This window comes from Afipia sp. GW821-FHT14H12 (assembly GCF_058803465.1).
Genome location: NZ_JBXAOZ010000001.1, coordinates 1607467 through 1628689, shown reverse-complemented (window position 1 = coordinate 1628689; position 21223 = coordinate 1607467). Strand labels below are relative to the sequence as shown.

23 protein-coding genes are annotated in these 21223 nt (G+C 54.8%); 18 read left to right on the top strand and 5 right to left on the bottom strand.

Annotation, left to right across the window (positions count from 1 at the left end):
* Window positions 1–128: 128 nt before the first annotated feature.
* The 15 genes from xth (at window position 129) to AC1RNA_RS07940 (ending at window position 14569) form a co-directional block, all read left to right on the top strand.
* On the top strand, window positions 129–902 hold the full coding sequence (gene xth / locus AC1RNA_RS08010; RefSeq protein WP_492950726.1) for an exodeoxyribonuclease III: 774 nt from the start codon (window positions 129–131) through the stop codon (window positions 900–902).
* 469 nt (window positions 903–1371) lie between these two features.
* Window positions 1372–1656 (top strand): hypothetical protein, encoded by a 285-nt coding sequence (locus AC1RNA_RS08005; protein WP_492950725.1) that lies wholly within the window; start codon window positions 1372–1374, stop codon window positions 1654–1656.
* 686 nt (window positions 1657–2342) lie between these two features.
* Complete coding sequence (locus tag AC1RNA_RS08000) at window positions 2343–2585, top strand: DUF6894 family protein (protein WP_492950724.1); 243 nt, start codon at window positions 2343–2345, stop codon at window positions 2583–2585.
* A gap of 1002 nt (window positions 2586–3587) precedes the next feature.
* Window positions 3588–3710, top strand: coding sequence for a hypothetical protein (locus tag AC1RNA_RS07995; RefSeq protein WP_283805007.1), 123 nt, complete (start codon window positions 3588–3590; stop codon window positions 3708–3710).
* 843 nt (window positions 3711–4553) lie between these two features.
* A complete protein-coding gene (locus AC1RNA_RS07990; protein WP_244469027.1) occupies window positions 4554–4892 on the top strand; it encodes a low affinity iron permease family protein in 339 nt (112 codons plus the stop codon).
* A gap of 142 nt (window positions 4893–5034) precedes the next feature.
* A complete protein-coding gene (locus AC1RNA_RS07985) occupies window positions 5035–5241 on the top strand; it encodes a con-10 family general stress protein (protein ID WP_492950723.1) in 207 nt (68 codons plus the stop codon).
* A gap of 301 nt (window positions 5242–5542) precedes the next feature.
* The gene (locus AC1RNA_RS07980; RefSeq protein ID WP_492951196.1) at window positions 5543–6064 is read left to right on the top strand and encodes a YciE/YciF ferroxidase family protein; all 522 of its coding nucleotides are present in this window, start codon (window positions 5543–5545) and stop codon (window positions 6062–6064) included.
* A 255-nt stretch (window positions 6065–6319) separates the two neighbouring features.
* On the top strand, window positions 6320–6994 hold the full coding sequence (gene gntA, locus AC1RNA_RS07975; RefSeq protein WP_048755589.1) for a guanitoxin biosynthesis heme-dependent pre-guanitoxin N-hydroxylase GntA: 675 nt from the start codon (window positions 6320–6322) through the stop codon (window positions 6992–6994).
* 1 nt (window position 6995) lies between these two features.
* A complete protein-coding gene (locus AC1RNA_RS07970) occupies window positions 6996–7580 on the top strand; it encodes a DUF1989 domain-containing protein (RefSeq protein WP_048755588.1) in 585 nt (194 codons plus the stop codon).
* A 1416-nt stretch (window positions 7581–8996) separates the two neighbouring features.
* Entirely contained in the window at window positions 8997–9233 is a 237-nt protein-coding gene (locus AC1RNA_RS07965; RefSeq protein ID WP_492950722.1) for a ParB N-terminal domain-containing protein, read from the top strand.
* A 5-nt stretch (window positions 9234–9238) separates the two neighbouring features.
* Window positions 9239–10258, top strand: coding sequence for a DNA-methyltransferase (locus tag AC1RNA_RS07960; RefSeq protein ID WP_492951195.1), 1020 nt, complete (start codon window positions 9239–9241; stop codon window positions 10256–10258).
* 576 nt (window positions 10259–10834) lie between these two features.
* Window positions 10835–11791: a DUF4357 domain-containing protein gene (locus AC1RNA_RS07955; RefSeq protein ID WP_492950721.1), complete on the top strand. Its 957-nt coding sequence runs from the start codon at window positions 10835–10837 to the stop codon at window positions 11789–11791.
* A 14-nt stretch (window positions 11792–11805) separates the two neighbouring features.
* The gene (locus AC1RNA_RS07950; protein ID WP_492950720.1) at window positions 11806–12210 is read left to right on the top strand and encodes a hypothetical protein; all 405 of its coding nucleotides are present in this window, start codon (window positions 11806–11808) and stop codon (window positions 12208–12210) included.
* Entirely contained in the window at window positions 12207–12980 is a 774-nt protein-coding gene (locus AC1RNA_RS07945) for a metallophosphoesterase (protein ID WP_492950719.1), read from the top strand. Before AC1RNA_RS07950 ends, AC1RNA_RS07945 begins: the two co-directional genes overlap by 4 nt.
* A complete protein-coding gene (locus AC1RNA_RS07940) occupies window positions 12977–14569 on the top strand; it encodes an AAA family ATPase (protein ID WP_492950718.1) in 1593 nt (530 codons plus the stop codon). Before AC1RNA_RS07945 ends, AC1RNA_RS07940 begins: the two co-directional genes overlap by 4 nt.
* 47 nt (window positions 14570–14616) lie before the next feature.
* Here AC1RNA_RS07940 and AC1RNA_RS07935 read toward each other — a convergent pair whose 3' ends face one another.
* The 4 genes from AC1RNA_RS07935 to AC1RNA_RS07920 form a co-directional block, all read right to left on the bottom strand.
* Complete coding sequence (locus AC1RNA_RS07935) at window positions 14617–14823, bottom strand: hypothetical protein (RefSeq protein ID WP_492950717.1); 207 nt, start codon at window positions 14821–14823, stop codon at window positions 14617–14619.
* 92 nt (window positions 14824–14915) lie between these two features.
* Window positions 14916–15215, bottom strand: a complete 300-nt coding sequence (locus AC1RNA_RS07930; protein WP_492950102.1) for an HU family DNA-binding protein — start codon at window positions 15213–15215, stop codon at window positions 14916–14918.
* Window positions 15216–15417: 202 nt separating this feature from the next.
* On the bottom strand, window positions 15418–15921 hold the full coding sequence (locus tag AC1RNA_RS07925) for a hypothetical protein (RefSeq protein ID WP_492950716.1): 504 nt from the start codon (window positions 15919–15921) through the stop codon (window positions 15418–15420).
* Window positions 15918–16199, bottom strand: a complete 282-nt coding sequence (locus AC1RNA_RS07920; RefSeq protein ID WP_492950715.1) for a hypothetical protein — start codon at window positions 16197–16199, stop codon at window positions 15918–15920. Before AC1RNA_RS07920 ends, AC1RNA_RS07925 begins: the two co-directional genes overlap by 4 nt.
* A gap of 296 nt (window positions 16200–16495) precedes the next feature.
* On the opposite strand from AC1RNA_RS07920, the gene AC1RNA_RS07915 reads away from it, so the two are divergent.
* From AC1RNA_RS07915 to AC1RNA_RS07905, 3 genes are all read left to right on the top strand, one after another.
* The gene (locus tag AC1RNA_RS07915; RefSeq protein WP_492950714.1) at window positions 16496–16723 is read left to right on the top strand and encodes a helix-turn-helix domain-containing protein; all 228 of its coding nucleotides are present in this window, start codon (window positions 16496–16498) and stop codon (window positions 16721–16723) included.
* A 50-nt stretch (window positions 16724–16773) separates the two neighbouring features.
* Window positions 16774–17241 carry a helix-turn-helix transcriptional regulator gene (locus AC1RNA_RS07910; RefSeq protein WP_492950713.1) on the top strand — a complete coding sequence of 156 codons (468 nt, stop codon included), beginning with the start codon at window positions 16774–16776 and terminating at the stop codon, window positions 17239–17241.
* Between the two features lie 380 nt (window positions 17242–17621).
* The gene (locus tag AC1RNA_RS07905; protein WP_492950712.1) at window positions 17622–19373 is read left to right on the top strand and encodes a tetratricopeptide repeat protein; all 1752 of its coding nucleotides are present in this window, start codon (window positions 17622–17624) and stop codon (window positions 19371–19373) included.
* A gap of 95 nt (window positions 19374–19468) precedes the next feature.
* On the opposite strand, the gene AC1RNA_RS07900 is transcribed toward AC1RNA_RS07905, so the two are convergent.
* Entirely contained in the window at window positions 19469–21130 is a 1662-nt protein-coding gene (locus AC1RNA_RS07900; protein ID WP_492950711.1) for a beta strand repeat-containing protein, read from the bottom strand.
* Between the last annotated feature and the right edge of the window lie 93 nt (window positions 21131–21223).

The following is a 21223-nucleotide window of genomic DNA, read 5'->3' as shown; positions in this document are numbered from 1 at the left end:
CGCCTGACCGGCGGTGGTTCCGAACCTGCGGAACACTCTTCGCTCTGCTGCATTAGCGAGCCGAGCCATTGCCGCCGTTTATGAGGACGCCGGTCGCAAGGCGGGCACTCTCCGACCTGGGCTGTCGATTGAAAATCGCGACCTTCAACATCAACAACATCAATAAGCGTCTGCCTAACCTGCTGGCCTGGCTTAAAAGGTCCAAAGCCGATATTGCCTGCCTGCAGGAGTTGAAATGCGAAACGAGCGCATTTCCCGAAGACACCTTGGCGGAGGCCGGTTACAGTGCGGTGTGGGAAGGACAAAAAAGCTGGAACGGCGTCGCCATTCTGTCGAGGGACGCGCCTCCGGTCGTCACACGAAGGAGGCTTCCCGGCGATCCCGACGATCATCAAGCCCGCTATATCGAGGCCGCCGTCAGTGGCATCCTAATTGCCTCTATCTATATGCCGAACGGCAATCCTCAGCCCGGGCCGAAATTCGACTATAAACTATCATGGATGGCACGATTTGCTCGTCACGCGGCGGCGTTGAAGCGCCAGGGCGTTCCGGTAGTGTTTGCGGGCGATTATAATGTCGCACCGACCGAGGCCGATATTTACCCGACAAAATCGTGGAAGAAAGACGCGCTGGTCCAGCCGGCGTCGCGGGAGGCGTTCGCCAAACTAATCCGCAATGGATGGATCGACTCGATCAGAAGCACCAACCCTGACAAACGAATCTACACTTTCTGGACCTACTGGCGCGATCGCTACGAGCAGGATCACGGCTTGAGACTAGATCATCTGCTTCTCAGCGAGCAACTAAGCCGCCGTCTTCTCAAGGGCGGAGTTGATCGCAGGATTCGTGGATTGGAAAACGCCAGTGACCACGCGCCGGTTTGGATAGAGCTTTCAGACTAATGAAAAGCAACACGCCGCTGCTCAATCGATCGAACAATTCGCCATCGGGCTGCTGCTGGAATGTAACGCCATCCGCGCATGTCCTGACAATGGACACATGCGGGATAACACCGATCCCGGCGCCCTGCGAAAGGCGTGCGATACAGCCCGGACTAATCCCTTTTCCGGCGCGACACCGGACGAATCTGTCGCCGCGATCGACGAAGCTTAAATGCGGATCGATTAGACGCGGCCTTCGATCAGAAGATTGCAGCTTGCGGGAGGGAGCTTCGTAGCGCAATATTCGCGCTCATCCGCGCAAACAAATATCTGGAATAGGAAATGGAGCAGAACGTCTCGCTCGGATTTCTGCGCGGCGCGAAGCAAGACGGTTTAATTGTTATTCGGAGTAAATTATGTTCTCCCATACGACTGATGCGTTAAACGTCTGCTAAGCCGACTGAGCAGACAGGAAGGCAAGAGAGTAGAAATGCAAGATATTCGGCTCTTTATCGACAAACTTCATGCCGACGCTCAAGCATGCGAGACTATTAGTCAAACGACGCTGAACGAAGGGAAGCGTAAAATCTTCGTTGCTCTTGCCGGTAGATATCGGAAGCTTGCCAACGAAATGGAGCGGATCGCTGCTGCTCACGCTGTCCTCGATGAGGAACGAGAAAAAAATCTTCTTGGAGTACTTGGCGGCGATACGAACACTTCTGACAGTCTCGCGGAGATAGCCAAAGTGCTGAGTTCGGCAGCGCCGAAGCCGTAGCCGTAGCCGCAGCCATCATCGGAACTAGCCGACTATGTCATAGTTATACGGCAATCTATCGCACCTACGAGGGTTGCTGTGAAGAACGGAAGACGATTTGCGTACCTTCCGTCTGTATGCTGAGCAAGGACGGTCCATTTATCGAATAGCAGCGGCGCCGAATCGAACTGCCTCCGGGGTTCGATCGATGGCTCAGCGGCATGGCATTTCCATTCGCAGTGGCCAGGCGGTGAGTCGAACGTTTAAAGCGGCAAACGCTGAAGCGAATAATTCGTCCTCACCCCGATAAACCAAGAAGGTAACTGTGAGCACTATCAGCCTGCGCGAGGAGCGTGTCTTCTGGCAAGAAGCCTATCTTGGGCGGACCTTCGACTTCCGATCGCAGTTAAATTTCACGCGGTTTGATGACTGCGTCTTTGTTGATTGTATCTTGCTGCTGGACGAAGGCACGGAACAGCTCTCACGAGTTGCACGTTCAAAGACTGCAACATCGATAAAATCGAAGACAATGTAATTCGAGGCATCCTCTCCGAAAACAATACATTCCATCGACCTATTGCGGCACGAAAAGCAGATTTTGATAAGAGGCTAGCCGAGGCGCTGCAAAATCAGACGCGTAAGTAAAGGCGTCTCTGGAACTTCAGCAACGGTCACGCATTTTTTCTCCATGATTATGGAGATGAAAGTTGCCGCGATATTTTTTTAACATTCTGCACGGCTCTGAACATCATTTCGACGAGCGCGGCGAAGAACTCCCGGATAAGCACGCGGCTTGGGCCGAAGCAACGAAAGTTGCGGGACAAACGATCAAAGACATCGATGGGAAGTTGCGGCCCGGCCAGGATTGGCGGCTGGAAGTCAGAGACGAATTTGGTGGACCGCTGTGGGAAATCCGCGTGGTTGCACAAGATAAACGGAATCAAGCATAAGAAAAGCGCGCAGGCTCTTCTCGATCTGCAAGCCTCTGTATGAGGAGGGGGTAAGATGGACTACGGTGCCGTTCGACTGACCGTGGTGCACGATCCACTACGCGGCCTTCCCTCGCCCAGCTCGGCTGAAACCGCCACAGCGCCGGCGACAGGACCAGACGACCGCCCCTATGCAGGTAGAATTCCGCCAAGCCCGAGCCGGTCCCGCGAATACCACGCCAGATCGGCGCCGACGTTAACCGCGCGTGTGAGATGACCTGAGAAAGCTTCGTCCTTCCACGACGGTGGCGCGGGTCGGTATCCCGAACGGCATGGCCGTCGTAGAGGGCCTCGCCCCCAGCGAGACGGCGGGTTTCCCTTGTGCTCGCTGTTTGGCTTTCCTACGCCCTCGCAAGGCATCGAGACATTGCACTCTGACTCGTAACGCTGGTGCACGACATAACGCGGGCGGCTTCAGCAATCGGCACCGCGCGAACAAGCGCAAGTCGGGAGGACTATCGATGCCGAGGCCACGCTCGAGGCTGGCGATACTGGATTCTAGATCCATCACCCAGCCCTTCAGCGGAAATCATCCTGGACTTCCCGAATTTGACGGCTCACCGCTTATGGGCGAGTTCACTCTGAAGCCATCCTTGCACGTTCGGCTGCTTCATGGGGTCGCCTAGATCGCAGTTGAGGCACAAATAACTGCGGGGACCATCGCTGCCTGGTGGCAGCATTAATTTGGTGAGATTTCCGCACTTCGGACAAAGGCGCTGGTTGATTGGCATAGCGTCTCACCGATTGAATGTTCCCCGATCTAATCACCCAACTCGACGACAATCGAGTCTGATTTCAATTGAAAGCTTTAGTATGTGCGGCGCAGCATTCCGGTACCTCGAAAGATATATTTATTGCTGGCCGTGACGGTATAGGGTGTGGCGCCGCCGCCGGGCCCTGGCTTTTATCAGCGATAAGACCGCCTGTTGCGCTCCCGCCGTCTGAAACAGAGGGAGCAGCAATATGCAGCATCCCTACAACGAGCCTGACCCGGTTGAGAAGATCTTCCTCGTGGTCGGAGTAGTTGCTGCCGTCGCTTTTGCTATGGCGGTTGCTTACGGCTTCTTTTTCCTAGGACTTGAATAACTAAACATCTTGGACTGACGATGCTGAACCTTGGCTAGCGCCAACGCGCAAAAGCCGGACTGATCCGCAAAGAGCAGTCCGGCGAGAAGCGATGAAAATTCTTACTTGAATGAGCAATGATGCTGCAAACATCTTAACGACATACAAACATCAAATCCCCCTCAAACATCAAATCCCCCTACATAACATGAGTTAATCGCATCGCGGAAAAGTTGTTTGCGCCCCGCAAGGGTTGGTCCAAGGACGATCTGGAAACGCTGCGGCTATACACTCAGCGTATCGCTGTATGGGGGCGAACAGTGTCCGACGTTAGGTCGATGGCAAATCGCGTCGGTCTTTTAACTCAGGCAAGGCGATCTTCTGCGAAACTTAACCCGAAAGCGGATCGCTTGGTCAGGAACGGGCTGGGCCTGCCCCCTATCGAGTCCGTCGACAATTGGAGAGGACAAAGGCTTCCAGGAGATCATTGAGGCGGCGGTCTTGATGGCAGCAAAAGGCGGCGTGAACAATGACACCAGCCCGCCATCTAACGCCTAATGTGGATTGGGCCACAGTTTCCGCCGTTGGCCGCCAGCTTGTTCACGGCACTAAAGCCGTCAATGGAAAGTAATGGCATCGAAATAGATGAGCGAAGTTGAACAAAACTAACCTCGAGGTTTCTCCTTCAGCATGACGCACCAGAAGTCCCGAAAACGCGATCTAAGCTTCGAGGGACATTTAGGAGCGCTCCAATGCCATTTTGGAACATGAAGTTCCACGCGTCGTTGTTTCCGCATGAGAGGTATTCTTCCGAATCGTACTAGGACGTCAGCTCACCGCTCGGGATCAAGCTGGTTCTCCCGTATGGCTAACGCCACCGCGACTTGGACCGGACGCCCTATCGCGTTTTTGACCGCAGTTCTGATCGTTCTTGTATGGGGCATCACCGGCCCGTTTTTTCACTACAGCGACACCTGGCAGTTAGTGATCAATACGGGAACGACCATCGTCACCTTCCTCATGGTGTTTCTTATTCAGAACACACAAAACCGGGACACGATGGCTTTGCAGGTCAAATTGTCGGAGTTGATCATCGCATTGAAAGACGCAAACAACAAGCTCGCCGATATAGAGGATGCGAGCGACGAGGAGCTGAAAGAGGCACACGAGGAGATTAAAGAACGAGTTTCCCAACCTGACTAGAGCGTGCCTCACTGCGGCGTTCTTCGACAATCGGCACTAGGTTTACGATGATGGTGGTCGACCATTTAATGAATGTCATCGTGAACCTAATAGATAGCGACGAATTCCTTGGTTGCTGGCGGGTACTCATGGAGATTTCTAAATGGCAAATGAGCAACGTGGTGGTTTTGAAAACTTCGCAAATGATCCTCAGCGCGCTTCGGAAGCGGGCAAGAAGGGTGGCGAACATAGCCATGGCGGTCAGCAGCAGGGTGGCGGCTCTCGGGGGCAACAGGGCGGCAACCCGGGAAATTTTTCTGATGATCGCGAAAAGGCGAGCGAAGCCGGCCGGAAGGGCGGGCAGAGCTAATTCAGCTACCGCATAGACGGTTGGAAGCTCGGGATCGCTATGGTCCCGAGCTTTTTTCAAGAACGAGGGCTGAGAGACGCAGACCCTATCTGCTTACTGCAACTAAATTATCATGCGCGCATCATCGGGCGCTTATGCCGGGTGCCAACCGGCCGCAACGGAGACGCGGGACGCGGCCATTTTGCCGGTTTCTGACTGCGACAACAAAGCATTGGTGCGCGCTGACATCTGACCTGTTCTCGGTGCAAGCACTCGATCGACCAATTCTAACGAGGCGTGCGCAATGTGAAAAGCCAAAACTCTGAACGATCTGTTTCATGACATGCTCAGGGATATCTATTTTGCGGAAAAGAAGATCATGAGTGCTCTTCCCAAGATGGCGAAAGCCGCTCAGAGCAAAGAACTACGAGCGGCTTTCGAGAAGCATCTGGAAGAAACCGAAGGCCAAGTCGAGCGGCTTGATGCTGTCTTCGAGGAAATCGGCCAAACGCCCCGCGGGAAAACTTGCGATGCCATCATGGGGATCTCGGACGAAGGCAAGGAAATCATGTCCGAGTACGAGGGTACGCCCGCCCTCGATGCCGGCCTTCTCGCTGCTGCGCAGGCGGTCGAACATTATGAAATCTCGCGCTACGGCACTCTCATCAACTGGGCAGGTGAGCTCGGTTTGGCCGGCAAGCTTTTGAAAGAGACCTTGGCGGAAGAAAAGCAAACTGACCAGGCACTCACAGGTCTCGCGAAAACTGTAGTGAACGCGAAAGCTGCCCGATCTAGATGGCTCGGCTACGGCCGGGCCCTCGCTTTCCATGACGTCAATCGATGATGCGACTCGTAGGCTACGACCTTTACAAGCTGCCAAAAAGATGCGCCGGAAGCTCGGGAAAAAGCTGCCGAACAAGCGGGTTTCGCGGAAAAAGCAAAACCTGTCGCTGATGAAGCAGCGCAACCATGCTGCCGCCGAAGCAAAGTCTTCATAGGCGCCGAGCATAGACTCTTTTAATAACATAGGTTAATCGTCACATTCGACAATCGGGCACCTGCAAACGGCTCCAGCGTTTAATGGCGACAGGAGTTTGTTATGCGGTTCGATATTTCTTCCCCCCTTGCAGCTCAATTTCGTGATTTGATTTCATCTTCGGACTTCCCCTGCGTGGGCGCCAAGTCCGCGCTGGCGAGAGGTCAATTGAACATCATGACCGCGCGCGATCTTCGGTCGAATTGGGATGACAAGCGAATTTATGGAGGTATTTCGGAGATCGTAAAACGCTATCGGGCCGAGAAAGCGCTATTTCAAAGCTTCACTGTCATCTTCGAAGGGCCGACAAACCTGACCGAAGCAGAATTTGAGCGCTACCTTTGGAAGCGAGCCGAATCTCTTACCAATAAGGATATTTGGCTTGGTTGTTCGCCCGACCATCGAGTGAGTACGAATCCAGATGACCCTCATTTTTCTTTGAGCTTCGAGGAAGAGGCTTTTTTTGTTGTCGGCATGCATCCGAATGCGAGCCGCCCCGCGCGACAGTTCGTGTGCCCTGTGCTCGTCTTCAACATTCATGACCAGTTTGAACAACTCAGGGAAATGGGCCGTTACGAAAAAATTAGAGAGGTTATCGTTCAGCGCGATACCGCAATCGCGGGAACGCCCAATCCGATGCTTGCCAAACACGGCGATGCGTCCGAAGCTCGCCAATACAGCGGGCGCGCTGTGAGTGACGATTGGAAGTGTCCGTTTCGTCCCGTTGAGCGTACATAAGATGGCAACTATTGCACCTCGATCCGGCACCGCTTTTCTTCTAAAGAAAGGACAGCGGCTAAAGGTGATTGACCCAAAAGGCGAACAGGTTGCAGATCTGGTCGCTTATAATGCCGACGACACTGGCGAGGTCATTTCCTCTGGGCGTAGCCTCGACTATGCCAGCAAATTATTCCTGACTACCGGTGATCCCATCTATTCCAACCGAAGCAATGTCATGCTGCGCATCGCCGAGGATACTGTTGGCCGCCACGATTTTCTTCTCACACCCTGCTCTAAAGACACCTTCAGAATTATATACGGTGATGAACATCCTCATCAGGGGTGCTTTGGCAATCTTGCGGAAGCCCTGGCCCCTTTCGGCATCTGCCCCGATCAAATTCCTGTGGCCTTCAATTGTTTTATGAATGTGGTTATCGATCCGTCGGGAGGCTTGAAGGTAGAGCCGCCGCTAAGCAAAGCTGGCGATCACATCGTTTTCGAAGCGGAAATGGACTTGTTTATCGGTCTCACCGCCTGCTCGGCGCTCCAATCAAACAATTACTCCTTTAAACCCATCGACTTTGAGATTTTTTCTCGTTCATAGGTCAGCAGCCTGATGTTCCTGTTGTTCTTTGGCTCTCGATCATTGGGCTTGAGTCTCCGATGCTGTTCAAACGCTGAGACCCCGGACATGAAGCGTAACATCGTGTGGCCAAAGAAATGGAAGTGCTCGGAGTGCGGCGAGACTTATACTTTGTTGGGCGGGACCAAGTCCTGATAGTCGCATTGATCACTGCTACAGGAGCGTCAGGACTGCCGCATCTCACTTAAACATTGGGACTTCTGTGAAGACGACTCCCCGAAATGATCAAACTTAGACCGCTTATTTTCGAATTTGCGTCCATATTGCATTTAGGTATTGCGAATCTTTGAGAATCGAAATAACGGGCCTAAGGGACTGATGTGAAAGATTGATCAAATGCAGTTCGTTCGGTTGGAGGAGCAGCAGCGAAATCAGCGCCGCACCGGTGCGGACGCGCTAGACGTCTTCTCTAGGTACTCAGATTTGCAGACGTGTAATGACCTTCAATTCAAGATTGGAAGGCTAATGCTCCCTTCAGGGGACATCGTGGGAATTGCTAATCTTTTTTGCGAATTTCAAGCACTTGGAAGACCCTCATTGTTTCCCTCGCGACCTCGAAAGTTTTTCGTGCACGATCGAAGGAACGTCGCGAGCTCAAAACTTTTTCCATCTCTGACCTTGACGACGCTTCATTGAAGCTAGACGGCAGCGTGGAGATGAAGGACGGGACGATCTTTCGATCGATCGAAGTTCTGCCGTCGAAGCTACCTTATGAATTGAGCGAATTGGACTGGCGGATCCTTCATTGCGCTATTTCAATGATGGAGATAGGAGAACAATGCTGGGTCCGACCCGCTCATCTTAATGAGCGAGAACTGTCAGTACCGGCCCGGGATTATATGTTGATCGACTTCAGCACACTCCCAGGACGCACTACCCCTTTGCTGAAGCAAATCCAGGGGGACCTTACGGACCGGTATCCAGACTGTAAGGCTCCCTCACAGCAAAAAATCGCCGATACGCTCGCGAAAGCTGGAATGCGGCAGCCCGTGCGGCGCGCTCAAAGCGCCCGGTTGTAAGCTAACCTATCCGGCCAATACTTCAGTTCTTGCTTTGTCACAATTCGACTTGGTTCAAGCTTACTGAATGGTTGCAAGATCCATGCGACGAAAGTGCTCCTCAATCAGGGCCACCTAAAACCAACTTACAATTGCGGTTAGCCTAAAGAAAGGGTCGGCAACAATCAGATTACGCATTTACTTCGGATGTCGGCTGGATTCAGTGCAATATTTCCAGACGTCGAAAAAGCGACGGTGTCAGCATTTTCCTCTTGGTTGAATCGCGGAGCACCCGCCACATTTCGAGTTGTATCGTCACGCGTGCCTCATCCGCGAAATAGTGACATCAATACTGCCATTCGAATGAATGGAGATATTGATGAAGATTCCTTCTATCAAGACATCACCGATCAACGATCTCAAACCCAGCAAGCGGAACGCTCGCACGCACTCCACAAAGCAGGTCGAGCAGATCGCGAATAGCGTACGTCAATTTGACGTAACGTCCCCCATTATTGCAGACGAGGACAACACGATCATAGCCGGCATGGCAGATGGCTCGCCGCAAAACGGCTCGGATGGCCGACATTCCCTGTCATCACCGTTAGCGGTTTGAACGAGGTGGAAAAACGCGCCCTCGCCCTGGCCGACAACAAGATTGCGGCGAACGACGGCTGGGATGCGGAGTTACTTGCCAAAGAGCTTGGCGAACTCGCTCCCTTGCTCTCAGAATGCAATCTGGACATTTCCATCACAGGATTTGCAGCCGCCGAGATTGACGTCTTGATGGTCGACAATGTCGATCCTGAACAGGATCCGTTGGATCAGATCGTTTTGCCCGAGGCGGTAGCTGTATCGCAGCGGAATGATATATGGAAACTCGGTCGACATCGTCTTTTCTGTGGCGATGCTGGCGTGGAGGCCGACATGCAGGCTCTCATGGGAGAACACCTCGCATCCATGATATTCGCCGACCCGCCCTACAACGTCCGCGTCAGCTCTATACAAGATCGCGGCAAAATTAAACATCGCGAGTTTGCAGCGGCCTCGGGCGAGATGTCGCCCGAGCAATTCACGGCGTTTCTTAAAGGATTTATGCGGCTAGCCGCCCTGTTCTCTCACGATGGCTCGATTCATTTTATCTGCATGGATTGGCGGCATATCCGCGAAATCATCACCGCCGGTGGTGACGTCTATGACGAGCTCAAGAATCTCGTCGTGTGGACCAAATCCAACGCCGGCCAGGGGAGTTTTTACCGCTCGCAGCACGAGTTGATTTTCGTTTTCAAAAATGGCGAGGCACCTCATCAAAACAATATCGAGCTTGGCCGACACGGACGTTCGCGTTCAAACGTATGGGCCTATGCCGGTGTCAATGCATTCCGCAAAGACCGTCTCGCCGAACTGACAGTTCATCCGACCGTCAAGCCCATTGCTCTCGTCGCCGACGCGATGCGGGACTGCTCACGCCGCGGTGACATCGCGCTCGATCCTTTTGCGGGTTCAGGAACGACGATCCTGGCCGCCGAGCGCGTTGGCCGGATTGGTTTCGGTATGGAGATCGACCCTCTCTATGTCGATGTCGCCATCCGGCGCTGGCAGGACCTTACCAAACGCGACGCTGTCCTTGAGGCTACCTGATAAGCTTTCGCATGAAAGCTTATCAGTTAGAGAAACTGGATAGGTTTCGAGTGAAAGCTTATCAGTCCTGTCCGCTTTCATTCCAAGCCTACACATCGATCGCGAGCTTCGAGCCCTCCATTAACCATCGCGCGGGATGTATCGTTTGCGTGTCTAGCTTTTTGATTTGGCGGCCTCCACGTTGATGAGGCCAGAGCGCGAGCGCTTTTGGCGGCCGCCGTCCGGTGCTTGCAACACCAAACGACGGCCTAACCACAACCGACTTGTAAGGAGTCAGTCATGGCTGAGTGCCAGTTTATCCGCGATTCGCGGTCCCCTTCCCATCCCTTGTTGTCGATGATCGCCGCCTGTTTGGGGCAGTATGGCCGGAACATGCCTTGTTCGGACGGCCCTGTGCCGCTGGGCCTGTCCGTTATCGGCTTCTCCGCCATCTAGCGATCGGTCGTCCTGAGCGGCGTGCGTGAGCACGCCCAGGGTTCGCCCTCTCGTAACCTGCGCTCCTCTAACGCGAGCGCGGCAATGGATGCGTGCACCTGCTTTCAGGACCCGGTCCCTTTCAGCAAGGGATTCTCATCAATGTCTTCAGCTAATCAGTCTGCCCTTGACGCAGGCACCACCACCATCATTCATCGTCCGAAGTCCGGGATTACCGGCTTTCGGGATATCATCGACGAGGCATCAAAGCTCTCGGTCTGCGTCTTTCCGTTTGGGCCGATCAACGAGGAGCTGCGCACTCGTCTCTCCTGGCTTCCCGCTTGCTACATCCTGGCAAACGGCCGCGAGATCTATGTCGGTGAGACCGGCCATATGGCGCGGCGGCTCAATGACCACCTTGCCGATCCGGACAAGTCCTTTGCTCGCGAAGTTTATGTGGTCAGTGGCATTGCGCACCGCTGGTACGACAAGTCCGGACCGATGTTCCTGCAGGAGCGTCTGACGTGCATGGCGGAGGCCGCAGGCTTCGTCGATGTCCGCAAGGATAAAAGCCCGCCCCACGCTGAGCCCACCTCCTGGCATCGGACCACACTGGAACGCATCGTCATGGACGCCGAGCGTCTGTTGTTCGATGCCGGCTGCCGGGCGTTTCACTCCAATAATATTAGGCCGGCTATCTCTCTCGTGCCGATGTCAGCGGTGCCTGCCTTCCCCGCCGACGACGAGGATGACGAGAACAGCCTGATGCAGATCGGCGTCTCAACCGCACCGATCGGCTCAGAAGAGTACGAGCTCAACTACTCCGGCATCTGGGCGCGCGGTTATCCCCTGGGTGACAGTTTCGTCGTGGCCGCGGGATCCGAGGTTCGCGCTTCCATCAACCCCAGCGCCCGGCCAATTGTCGCCGCCCGTCACGCCATGCTGCGGGACGCCTGTGCGCTTGCTCCGATCAGCGGCATCGAGGATCGCCTACGTCTGACGCTGGCCGTGGCCTTCGGCTCTCGGAACATCGCAGCGCAAGTCGTGTGCGGCGCCCAGGCCTCCGCCCGCCACTGGCAACGGCTCAGCCTTGCCAGCCCCGTCATCGTGGCAGCGTAAGGGGGGAAGAGACCATGACACATGCTCTCGACAAGACGTCTCCGCTTGCGTGGTGGCGAACGGTGCCTCCCAGCCGCCTCGGCGCCACGCATCGCTGCGCACTGCGACAGTCGCTGGCGCAGATCGCCGTTCTTGGCGAATCCGGATGGCAACGGGCCGTTGCCGGCGATGCCGCGGAAGCGATCGGCATTGCCCTGCCGCTCATCCACCGCGAGGAATCCGGCTCACGCCTCGATATCGTCATGAGCGCGGTCCTGCTGTGCGCCCTGAACGGCAATCCCGCCGCGGCGCTGATGCTCGCCCATGCCCTTGATAGCAGGTCCCATCAGGACTTGTGGCCACTCACCGAGCCCTGGCTGGCCAGGATCCCGACGCCAAAGACGCCCAAGTCCGAGCGTTCGCAGGGAGGTGCAGCATGAAGCTTCAGATCTTTAGCGACCTCCACGCCGATATCTATCCAGCTAAAGCGATCCAGCTTCAGCCGGACATCGGTGCGGCGATCGTGGCCGGCGACACCTGCGAGGGCGCCGACAAGGCCTTCACCATCTTGCGCGGGATCGTGCCCCTCGAGATCCCGATCGTCATGGCGCTGGGCAATCATGAGTTCTATCGCAGGTGCTTGCCGAAGGAAGTCGCTCTGGCGAAGAAGCTCGGGCCTGAGTTCAACATCCACTTGCTCGAGAACGAGACAGTGGTCTTGCACGGCATTCGCTTCATCGGTGCCACCTTGTGGACCGACTACAGGCTCTTTGGGGAGCACGCGGCACCCCTCATCATGGCGCACGCGCGGGAGGTCATGAACGACCATCGCCTGATCGCCTGGTCCAAACAGCCATTCCGCCGCTTCCGCCCGACTGACGCCTGGCGGCTGCATCTGGAGTCGCGTCAGTATCTGGAGACGGTGCTCAGAACGCCGTTTGACGGCGCCAGCATCGTCGTCACCCACCATGCCCCGCATCCCGGATCGCTGCATCCGATCTACAAGGATGATCTCTTGTCGGCGGCCTTCGTGTCCGACCTGTCGACGCTGCCGGAAAGGCCTTATGGGCCTGACCTGTGGGTGCATGGTCACGTCCACCACTCGTTCGACTATGCCGTCCACAAGACGCGCATCGTCTGCAACCCCAATGGCTATGGCGACGAGAATCCGGCCTTCAATCCCTCCCTGGTCGTGGAGGTGGGATCATGAGCGAGCCGTTTGACGATGACGACAACAGCCTCGGCCCGGACGATCATGAAGGTGATGGCGAGGAGATCAGCATCACGGTCGACGGCGAACGGCTTCTGTTGGGGACGGCCGCCGACAGTGGGGACCTCAAGGACGAGCGACTCAGCCTGCATCGGCTGTTTCGTTACGGCCTGCTCTGCGCCGAGCGCTCCAGCCTCGCCGAGGAACGGCTTGCCGCCGAGATCAATGAGGTTGCACCGAAAGTGGCGCTGGAGCCGTGGCTCATAGCTAAAGACTATGCCACCGGCGCACTTCTGGCCGAGGAGCTGGATCGTCTCGCCACCAGCGAAGACCGGGCGATCCTGCGCAGTCTTTCCGACTGCGTGCGGCTGTTGTCCTTGCCCGCGCCCCATATCGCCTATGATGCGAAGGCCTATTGGCGCGTCACGGCCGCCCTGTTCACCGCCCGCAAGAAGCGCTGGCATGTGTTGAGCCAGCCGATGCTGGCCGAGGTGGAATCCTTCCTTTACGGCTGGGCAGCAGCACCTCTTGTCTTGCGAGTGACACCCGAGCTGCAGCACTACAACCGCGCGGTGGATGCCGCCCTCGGCTTGGGCGACTTCATGGTGGCGTGCCGCATCCAGGCCGCCCAAGAAGAAATCCGCAACGAGTACCGCCATCGCGACGACGAGAAAACACCGGACAAAACACCAGCCAGTGAAGGTCCTGCTCCCGCTGAGATCCCACCCGACCATGTCATGGTGTGCTCCCTGCCCGAACAGGGGGCCAGTTCTTCAAGCAAGAGCCTGACCAAAACCTACCAGTCCGCGATCAACTCACCTTTGCCGCTTGCGTTGGCGCCCGCGCTGCCCAAGGTGCGCGCAAAGCTGCTGTTCGAGTTCCCTTATGCACAAGAGGTGATCGACACCATCCTGTCCGACCTCGTTGGCCAACGGATCGTGAGACTCAAACCCACCTTGCTGCTCGGCCAACCCGGCGCCGGCAAGTCGCGCTTTGCCAGGCGGCTGGCCGAAGAGCTCGGACTTACCGTCTGGCGCGTCGACGGCGCGCAGTCGGACGGTTCAATCTTCGCCGGCACCGACCGGCGCTGGCACTCAACCGAACCCTGTCATCCGTTCATGGCGGTCCACCGCGCGGGGCACGCCAACCCGCTCGTCCTGATCGACGAGTTGGAGAAGGCGGCAACCCGAAGCGACCATGGCCGGCTGTGGGATTGCCTGCTCGGCTTCTTCGAACCGGAGACGGCCGCCCGCTATCCGGATCCTGCGCTACAGACCGCGCTCGACCTGTCGCATGTCAATTACATCATGACCGCCAACAGCACCGATGCCCTGCCCTCACCGCTCAAGGATCGGCTGCGCGTGATCGGCTTCCCCTCGCCGCAAGCCCGCGATCTCGACGCACTGCTACCCGCGGTCCTTGCCGGCATCGCCCTTGAGCGCCAGCTCGAACCGCGCTGGATCACGCCGCTGGACGGTGAAGAGCACTGTGTAACTGCTCAACATTGGAAGGGTGGATCTGTCCGGCAACTCAAGCGGATCGTCGAGGTCATCCTGAAGGAAAGAGAGAAACAGAGCGTCCAAAATTAGCCGGATGCAAATAACGCAGAAGAGCGGTCTTCTGGGAGTAAAACGGCCTACCGCTGATGACCAAGCCCGATGCCAAGCTTCAAGGCTTTCTGACGCAGCGAGCCTTCCGTGCGCTTCATTTGCTTCGCAATTTTAGTGACCGGGGTTCTGGCTTTCGAATGGGCTCGTAAAGTCTTGACGTCGTCCTTTGTAAAAGGCCGGCGCACGGACTTCCTCGGCGCCTTCTTCGTCGACTTCCTCACCTTCTTGGCCATCCAACCCTCCTAATTACCGTCAGATGCGCTTTAGCACATCATCGACCAGGATCAAGAAGTGGAGATCACAACGAGTCTCCACTTCCATCTAGTCAGACAGCGTCCTTGGCAGCCTTGACTGGGCGTGCTCGAACGATCTTTCGAGCAGGCTTGGCTTTAAACGTCATTGGCTCGCCAGTGAACGGATTGGTACCTTTGCGTGCCTTCGTCGCCGGTTTTTTGATTACGACAAACTTGGCAAAGCCCGGAACGAGAAACGTCCCGTTCTTCTTCAGCTCCTTGTAGCCAATCGTTGCGAGAGACTCGAGAACGCCTTTCACATCTCTCTTCGAGAGCTCGTTAGCTTCGGCGATCTTTTCGATTAGTTGCGATTTTGTCATCTGAGTTGCCATGTCGACTCCATTGAGCCGGGCGGTCGACGATGCTCGATTTCGCAACTCTTCACCGGCCCATCAGGCGTTTCCCACCGCCATCCGAAGTTCTTCGCGGCAGTCCTTTTCAGAACCGCTTTCGGCGGTTTGCAGAAGATAATCCCCCGGTCGCGAGAGATAAATAATGTCGTGTTTTGGAGAAGGACAGCAATGATTCAGATGATTATCTGTCGCTGGTCAAACATGACGCGGCGCTGTCGGCAAGCGCTTGCGCCCGACGGTTAGCGTCTGGCCCGCGGACGTTAATCGCGCCTACCTCGCAAGGGCGCTGCCCTCGCAATGAGACCACAAGAAGCTCTTGCGTAACATGGTCGTGGCCGTCCTTATCCGTGTCGACACGCCAGGCTCGCAGGATCGCAGCAATTGGCTTGCCGTCTGATACCCGCCATTCGAGCTTGTCACCAAATACCTTGCCCGCCCCGCGCCAGATCAGACCCGGCTCGTCGTCTCGTTTACCTGTTCGAGAAATCTTGAAGGCGACCAGATTCCCCTCGTCGGCAAACTCCGCGCTGTAATCAGCAGGCCCTGGACACTGCCAGGCGTTGAATTCTTCCTTCGATCCGGAATCACGACAATCAGGTCCAGACGTACGAGTATAGAGACTCTCTGCGGCATAAGCTGGCGCACTCAAGAGTAAGGAGCCAATTACAACCCAGATAAGTTTCATATCCGGACGGCTTCCTGGGCCTGAAGGCGCCGCCGCTCCTCTCCGTGGGGGCCGTAGAACATGCTCTCCCGCCGGTTCAATGTCGCCAACGACATAATGAGTTGCCCAAACCCAATGATCGCAATCGGAATACCAATAAAAATCACCGATAGCACAATGCCGATGAATATCAGTCTGACCGCCATGTAAAACCGGAAGTTCATCCCCTCGAAGTGAACTTCCCCATTGGAGCACTTCACACCCCACAGGTGCTTCGGTCCCAAGGTCAAAATCCCCATGACCTTTTCGAAGTAAAATATCCCGCTCGTCCCCACCGCCAAATAGGCATCGGTCTAGGTTGTCACAAAGACCTTTTCGATGGTGACCCGGCGCCCATTCGGCTCGGACACCTCGACGTATGAATAATAGCGGCCGTGCAGGTTGTATTCGCTCGACCCCGTTGCCGTTACCTGCCCTTCAGTCTGAAATAAGCTCATATCGCTCTCTTGGAGAACGACTAAGATTATACGTTGAAACGTATATTACACGTTAAAGCGTGTGGCGGCATTTTCATGATGATGCTTCATCATCATGAATGGGACGGCGCCATACACAGACAGCCAAACGTGACCTTGCCCGCAATCTCCGAAAGTTGCGGCTTGCGAAAGGCTGGTCCCAAGACGACTTGGCAGCGGAAGCCAAAGTCCGGCAAGCCTTGGTCAGCGCTATCGAAGTCGGCACCGCCAACCCGACACTGAACTCCCTTGAATTACTCGCCAGAGCGCTTGAAGTTGGATTGGGTTCATTCTTTGAACAATCCTGAAGCCAGAATTATTTTGAACCAGGCTTGAGCCGCCAGCAGATTACTGTCCCATGGCAACTCGGTCTGGATTCGGAAAACGATTTCCTGCGCGGAATTCGCAAATTGCAAAAACGCTTGCCCGAAACGTGCGCCGATTACGCAAGGAGCGAGATTGGACTCAGGACGAACTGGCCGCAAAGATAAAGGTCGAACAGACCGCGATCAGTCTAATTGAGAACAGCCGCGCCAATCCAACACTTCAAACCCTCGAAGCCCGGCGACGGCATTCAAGATTCTTTTCTCGGATTGAGAACTCGCTGCAGGGGCCAAAGTCCGACAGCCTTTTAGTGCCCTCGAGAATCGGCACTTCCAGGTTTGCGGCGTGTTATTCGTGGAGCTGTTGCGAGCCTCTAAGCTTACCTACTCAGCCAAAAGTAGGCCCTAAATTAAGCCAAAATCGTACGGCACCATTCCACCCTAGCGCGCGCATGGCCACAGCGGCCTATGCGCGAATCACCGTCCCACTGCGACTCAGCTAACGACCATTTTCGTTGGAAGGATGATGAGATAGTTTCGTTGTGCACGCATTCCAGGGCGCTACGCGTCAGTCCGGAATGCCCAAGTTACCGCCAAGTGAGAATATCTATTCTTAAATCACCAATGTGAATGCGCAGACGAAAAAGTACACTCTTCACAAAATCACGAGGCGTCCCCGCGGTTAGGAAAATTCTTTAATACACCAGTAGTATCGCCCACCGCATGTTTCTTTGCTCACTGATATGTTTAAATACCCATCACGAATTTCTCTTTCTCACTAAAATCTTCAACCAATACCGCATTCGCTGCCAAGCACGGATCGTGGTGGCCCACACCCCGTGAATCATCTACGGATTATCGCTTCTTTCGCAGGATGCTGTAAATGAACCGCCGCGAACGCCGGATCGCCGCCAAGCAAAAGCGCAACGGTCAAACCTCTCAAATGGGGAGGAATATTAATGCAGTGCACCAAGAAATATTGGCGAAGTTACAGTCTGGGAGTTTTGTCGAAGCACAGGATAGTTGTCGAAGGGCTATCGAAAGTTATCCGAGCGATTCCGAGCTACTCCACCTACTTTCACTGACGCATTTCAATATGAAGGAATACGAAGCTGCTGTCGAATGGTCAACCAATGCAATTAGAAAATCCCCTCAACCTGTTTATTTGACGACTCTAGGAACAGCGCTCCTGAATCTTGACCGAAGGAGCGAAGCCATCAAGGCTTTCGGAAAGGCGGTTGAATTAAAGCCTAACGATGCTGCCCTTTGGATTAATTTTGGCGATGCCCTGCACTATATAGACAACAATGCTGAGGCATTTCGTTGCTTCGAAACAGCATTTCAGATTGATCCGCGCTCCTGGAATGCGGGATACAAAGCTGGAGCAATACTAAAACAGTTAGGGCGGCTACAAGAAGCACTTGTCTACTTTGAAAGCTGCAATAACTTAAATCCCCTCGATGCTAATATCTGTAACAGCTTGGGCGAAACTCTGAGAAGACTTGGCCGGCATGAGGAAGCACTCTCATGGCTCGACACAGCCCTCGGTATCCGAGCTAATTTCTGTGAGGCACTCGACAATAAAGCATTCGCGTTGGCGGAACTCCATCAATTCGACGATGCAAAAACTGCATTTGAAAGGTCGTTAACTGTCGACCCTACTCGAACCGCAACGACATGGAATCTTGCGTCCCTCCAGTTGCTGACCGGAGACTTTAAGTCCGGTTGGCGAAGACGCGAAGCGCGCTGGCTAAACTCGCAATTATCTGCAAAAGGCGGATACATAAATATACCCGGACCGATGTGGAGCGGAAGCGAGCCGATCGCGGGCAAGACTATTGTTATTAGCTCTGATGAGGGGCTTGGTGATACGATCCAATTTGCTCGATATCTACCGATGGTAGCAGAACGCGGCGCAAAAATAGTGCTCGTCGTGAATCCACCGCTCTACCCGCTACTTAAAAAAATGCAGGTCATCTCGGCTTGTCTTCCTAAATCGCCTGAAATGATCCTACCACATTTTGATTTCCATTGCGCCATCACCAGTCTTCCTTACATATTCGATACGAATCTCGACACTATTCCCAGTTCAAACTATCTTCCAGCGACGAATGCAGCCGATTTGATGGCGTGGGAACGCCTGCTTGGTTCCCATGACAACCTGCGGATTGGCATTGTTTGGTCTGGAAACGCGAAGCATAGCAACGATCGGAATCGCTCGATACCGCTACAAACGATGGCCCGTCTATTCGAAGTAAACGCAACGTTCGTGAGCCTGCAGATAGATCTTCGGCCAGAGGATCAACCTATTTTTGAAAAAAGTAAGATTGTTGATCACACCATGCGGTTAACTGACATGGCCCAAACCGCAGCGCTCATATCATGTTTAGATCTTGCCATTGCTGTTGACACCAGCGTCGCCCACCTAGCCGGCACCCTCGGTGTACCGACATGGATACTCTTGCCTTACGTACCGGATTGGCGCTGGCTTGTCGGCCGTGACGACAGCCCTTGGTACCCGACTGTACGGCTTTATCGTCAGGACGCATCGAGAAATTACGCAACGGTAATCGAAAGAATCCGAACAGATTTGCTCAAACTAGTAGAATCCAAGCAGCCGCCTACTGATCAATAGACAACGCTAACCAATATAAGTATGCGAGGCTCGCCCCAAGGCGATGAGTTTGCCTTGGGGGATATCAGCTACCTTTGATCTTAATCTATCTAGCTTCAACTATGCCACGCGCTAGCGATGGCCGCCTGGAGAGTAGTATCTGGCGGTACTGCCGTAGCGATTGTGGGATCGAAATCTGTGTGACTGGATGAGTAGCTCGCCATCGCTTGAACGAGTTGATTTATTGAGTTGTTAATCCTAAGTCCATCACCAGCTTTTATTTCCGCCAGCGATGCTGACGACCAATTGCTTATCGTGAATTGATCTTGCGTCCCCATGATGTCGACGTTCAGATCACTACCGGTTTGATAAAACCAAAGATTTTGACTTGTAATATTCGCGGCAAGGTCCACCGAGTTGTTAGTACCACTTACCGTCAGGGTATCGCCGGCCGCCACCGTAATTACATCGTTATTTCCAGTGATCGATGCAGACGTGTTCGCGCCCAAATGAAGAGTTGAATAGCTCGCGGTGATCGCATCGCCGGAACCTGTCACGTTTACATTTACGCTCCCGACCGCAAGCCCAGAAGTGTCAGTGTTATGGACGTTGAGCGTGTCGTTGCTGCCGTTGACAGTGAAATAGTTCGTCAGAGAACCGTATGACCCCGCGTTCAGCGAAAGTGCGTCATTGTCTCCACTGACACTAACGGCGCTGGTGGTTGAGCTGCCGCTAACAGTAGCAACAATATTCAAGGTATCGCCGGATGCATTTATTATATCGGGCGTCGAAGCCGCAGACGACGAACCCGCCGCAAGCCTAACCGTATCCGAGGCCCCAGAGCCCACTAATGTAAGAGTTTCACCAAGCCCGCCAAAGTTAATCGTATCGTTAGTGCTGCCACCACCTACGCTCAGCACGGACCCATGGAGAATAATTGTTGAGCTCGAAGTCCAAAGGGTATCATTCGTACCATATATATTGGTCGTGGTACTGTTCGGAGTGCTCAAGAAAGAATTACTGAACGATATGTCCGATGTGGGGCTATTGAAGGAAAATAATGCAGAAGAACTTGTGCCGATATTCCCATAGCTATCAGCAACATGCGGGACGATGGAGTTGCCACCTTGGCTTAAAAGGCCAATCGAGACATTGAACGTGCCGTCTGCTTGAACTACTGCTGTTCCAACAGTCACCCCATTATCCGCAAACGTAACGGTTTGCCCGACCACCGCCGCAGTTCCACCAGAAGCAACTGTACCAGTAATAACTTCAGAGCCTGTGAGCATCTCTGTTGCATTTGCAAATACGATCGTCGGGGCAACGGTATCAAGCAGATCAACGACCGCGTCACTGGTTCCAACATTGCCGTAGCTGTCGGTTACAGTCGCAACGATCGAGTTTGATCCCTCGTTCAGCTTCACCAATTTGGTGAACGAACCACCGGCTTGGACGGTTGCTGTGCCGATTACCGTGCCGTTGTCGGTCAGCGTCACCGTCTGACCGACAACGTCCGCCGTGCCACCCGACACAACCGTCCCGGTGATGGTCTGCGCCGCGACGTTGCTGCCCTCCGCCGCACTGGTCAGCGCAACCGTCGGGGCAACAGTATCCAGCAGGTCCACGACCGCGTCACTGGTTCCAACATTGCCGTAGCTGTCGGTTACAGTCGCAACGATCGAGTTCGATCCTTCGCTCAGCGTTACTGACGCTGTGAACGAACCATCGGCTTGCACCGTCGCAGTCCCGATCGCCGTGCCGTTGTCGGTCAGCGTCACCGTCTGACCGACCCCACGTCCGCCGTGCCACCCGACACAACCGTCCCGGTGATGGTCTGCGCCGCGACGTTGCTGCCCTCCGCCGCACTGGTC

Excerpts from the sequence above, each read along its gene's own strand:
- AC1RNA_RS08005 (WP_492950725.1), top strand. The coding sequence starts at position 1,372 with ATGCAAGATATTCGGCTCTTTATCGACAAACTTCATGCCGACGCTCAA.
- AC1RNA_RS07995 (WP_283805007.1), top strand. The coding sequence starts at position 3,588 with ATGCAGCATCCCTACAACGAGCCTGACCCGGTTGAGAAGATCTTCCTC.
- AC1RNA_RS07990 (WP_244469027.1), top strand. The coding sequence starts at position 4,554 with ATGGCTAACGCCACCGCGACTTGGACCGGACGCCCTATCGCGTTTTTG.
- AC1RNA_RS07985 (WP_492950723.1), top strand. The coding sequence starts at position 5,035 with ATGGCAAATGAGCAACGTGGTGGTTTTGAAAACTTCGCAAATGATCCT.
- gntA (WP_048755589.1), top strand. The coding sequence starts at position 6,320 with ATGCGGTTCGATATTTCTTCCCCCCTTGCAGCTCAATTTCGTGATTTG.
- AC1RNA_RS07970 (WP_048755588.1), top strand. The coding sequence starts at position 6,996 with ATGGCAACTATTGCACCTCGATCCGGCACCGCTTTTCTTCTAAAGAAA.
- AC1RNA_RS07965 (WP_492950722.1), top strand. The coding sequence starts at position 8,997 with ATGAAGATTCCTTCTATCAAGACATCACCGATCAACGATCTCAAACCC.
- AC1RNA_RS07955 (WP_492950721.1), top strand. The coding sequence starts at position 10,835 with ATGTCTTCAGCTAATCAGTCTGCCCTTGACGCAGGCACCACCACCATC.
- AC1RNA_RS07950 (WP_492950720.1), top strand. The coding sequence starts at position 11,806 with ATGACACATGCTCTCGACAAGACGTCTCCGCTTGCGTGGTGGCGAACG.
- AC1RNA_RS07945 (WP_492950719.1), top strand. The coding sequence starts at position 12,207 with ATGAAGCTTCAGATCTTTAGCGACCTCCACGCCGATATCTATCCAGCT.
- AC1RNA_RS07940 (WP_492950718.1), top strand. The coding sequence starts at position 12,977 with ATGAGCGAGCCGTTTGACGATGACGACAACAGCCTCGGCCCGGACGAT.
- AC1RNA_RS07935 (WP_492950717.1), bottom strand. The coding sequence starts at position 14,823 with ATGGCCAAGAAGGTGAGGAAGTCGACGAAGAAGGCGCCGAGGAAGTCC.
- AC1RNA_RS07930 (WP_492950102.1), bottom strand. The coding sequence starts at position 15,215 with ATGGCAACTCAGATGACAAAATCGCAACTAATCGAAAAGATCGCCGAA.
- AC1RNA_RS07925 (WP_492950716.1), bottom strand. The coding sequence starts at position 15,921 with ATGAAACTTATCTGGGTTGTAATTGGCTCCTTACTCTTGAGTGCGCCA.
- AC1RNA_RS07920 (WP_492950715.1), bottom strand. The coding sequence starts at position 16,199 with ATGGGGATTTTGACCTTGGGACCGAAGCACCTGTGGGGTGTGAAGTGC.
- AC1RNA_RS07915 (WP_492950714.1), top strand. The coding sequence starts at position 16,496 with ATGGGACGGCGCCATACACAGACAGCCAAACGTGACCTTGCCCGCAAT.
- AC1RNA_RS07910 (WP_492950713.1), top strand. The coding sequence starts at position 16,774 with ATGGCAACTCGGTCTGGATTCGGAAAACGATTTCCTGCGCGGAATTCG.
- AC1RNA_RS07905 (WP_492950712.1), top strand. The coding sequence starts at position 17,622 with ATGAACCGCCGCGAACGCCGGATCGCCGCCAAGCAAAAGCGCAACGGT.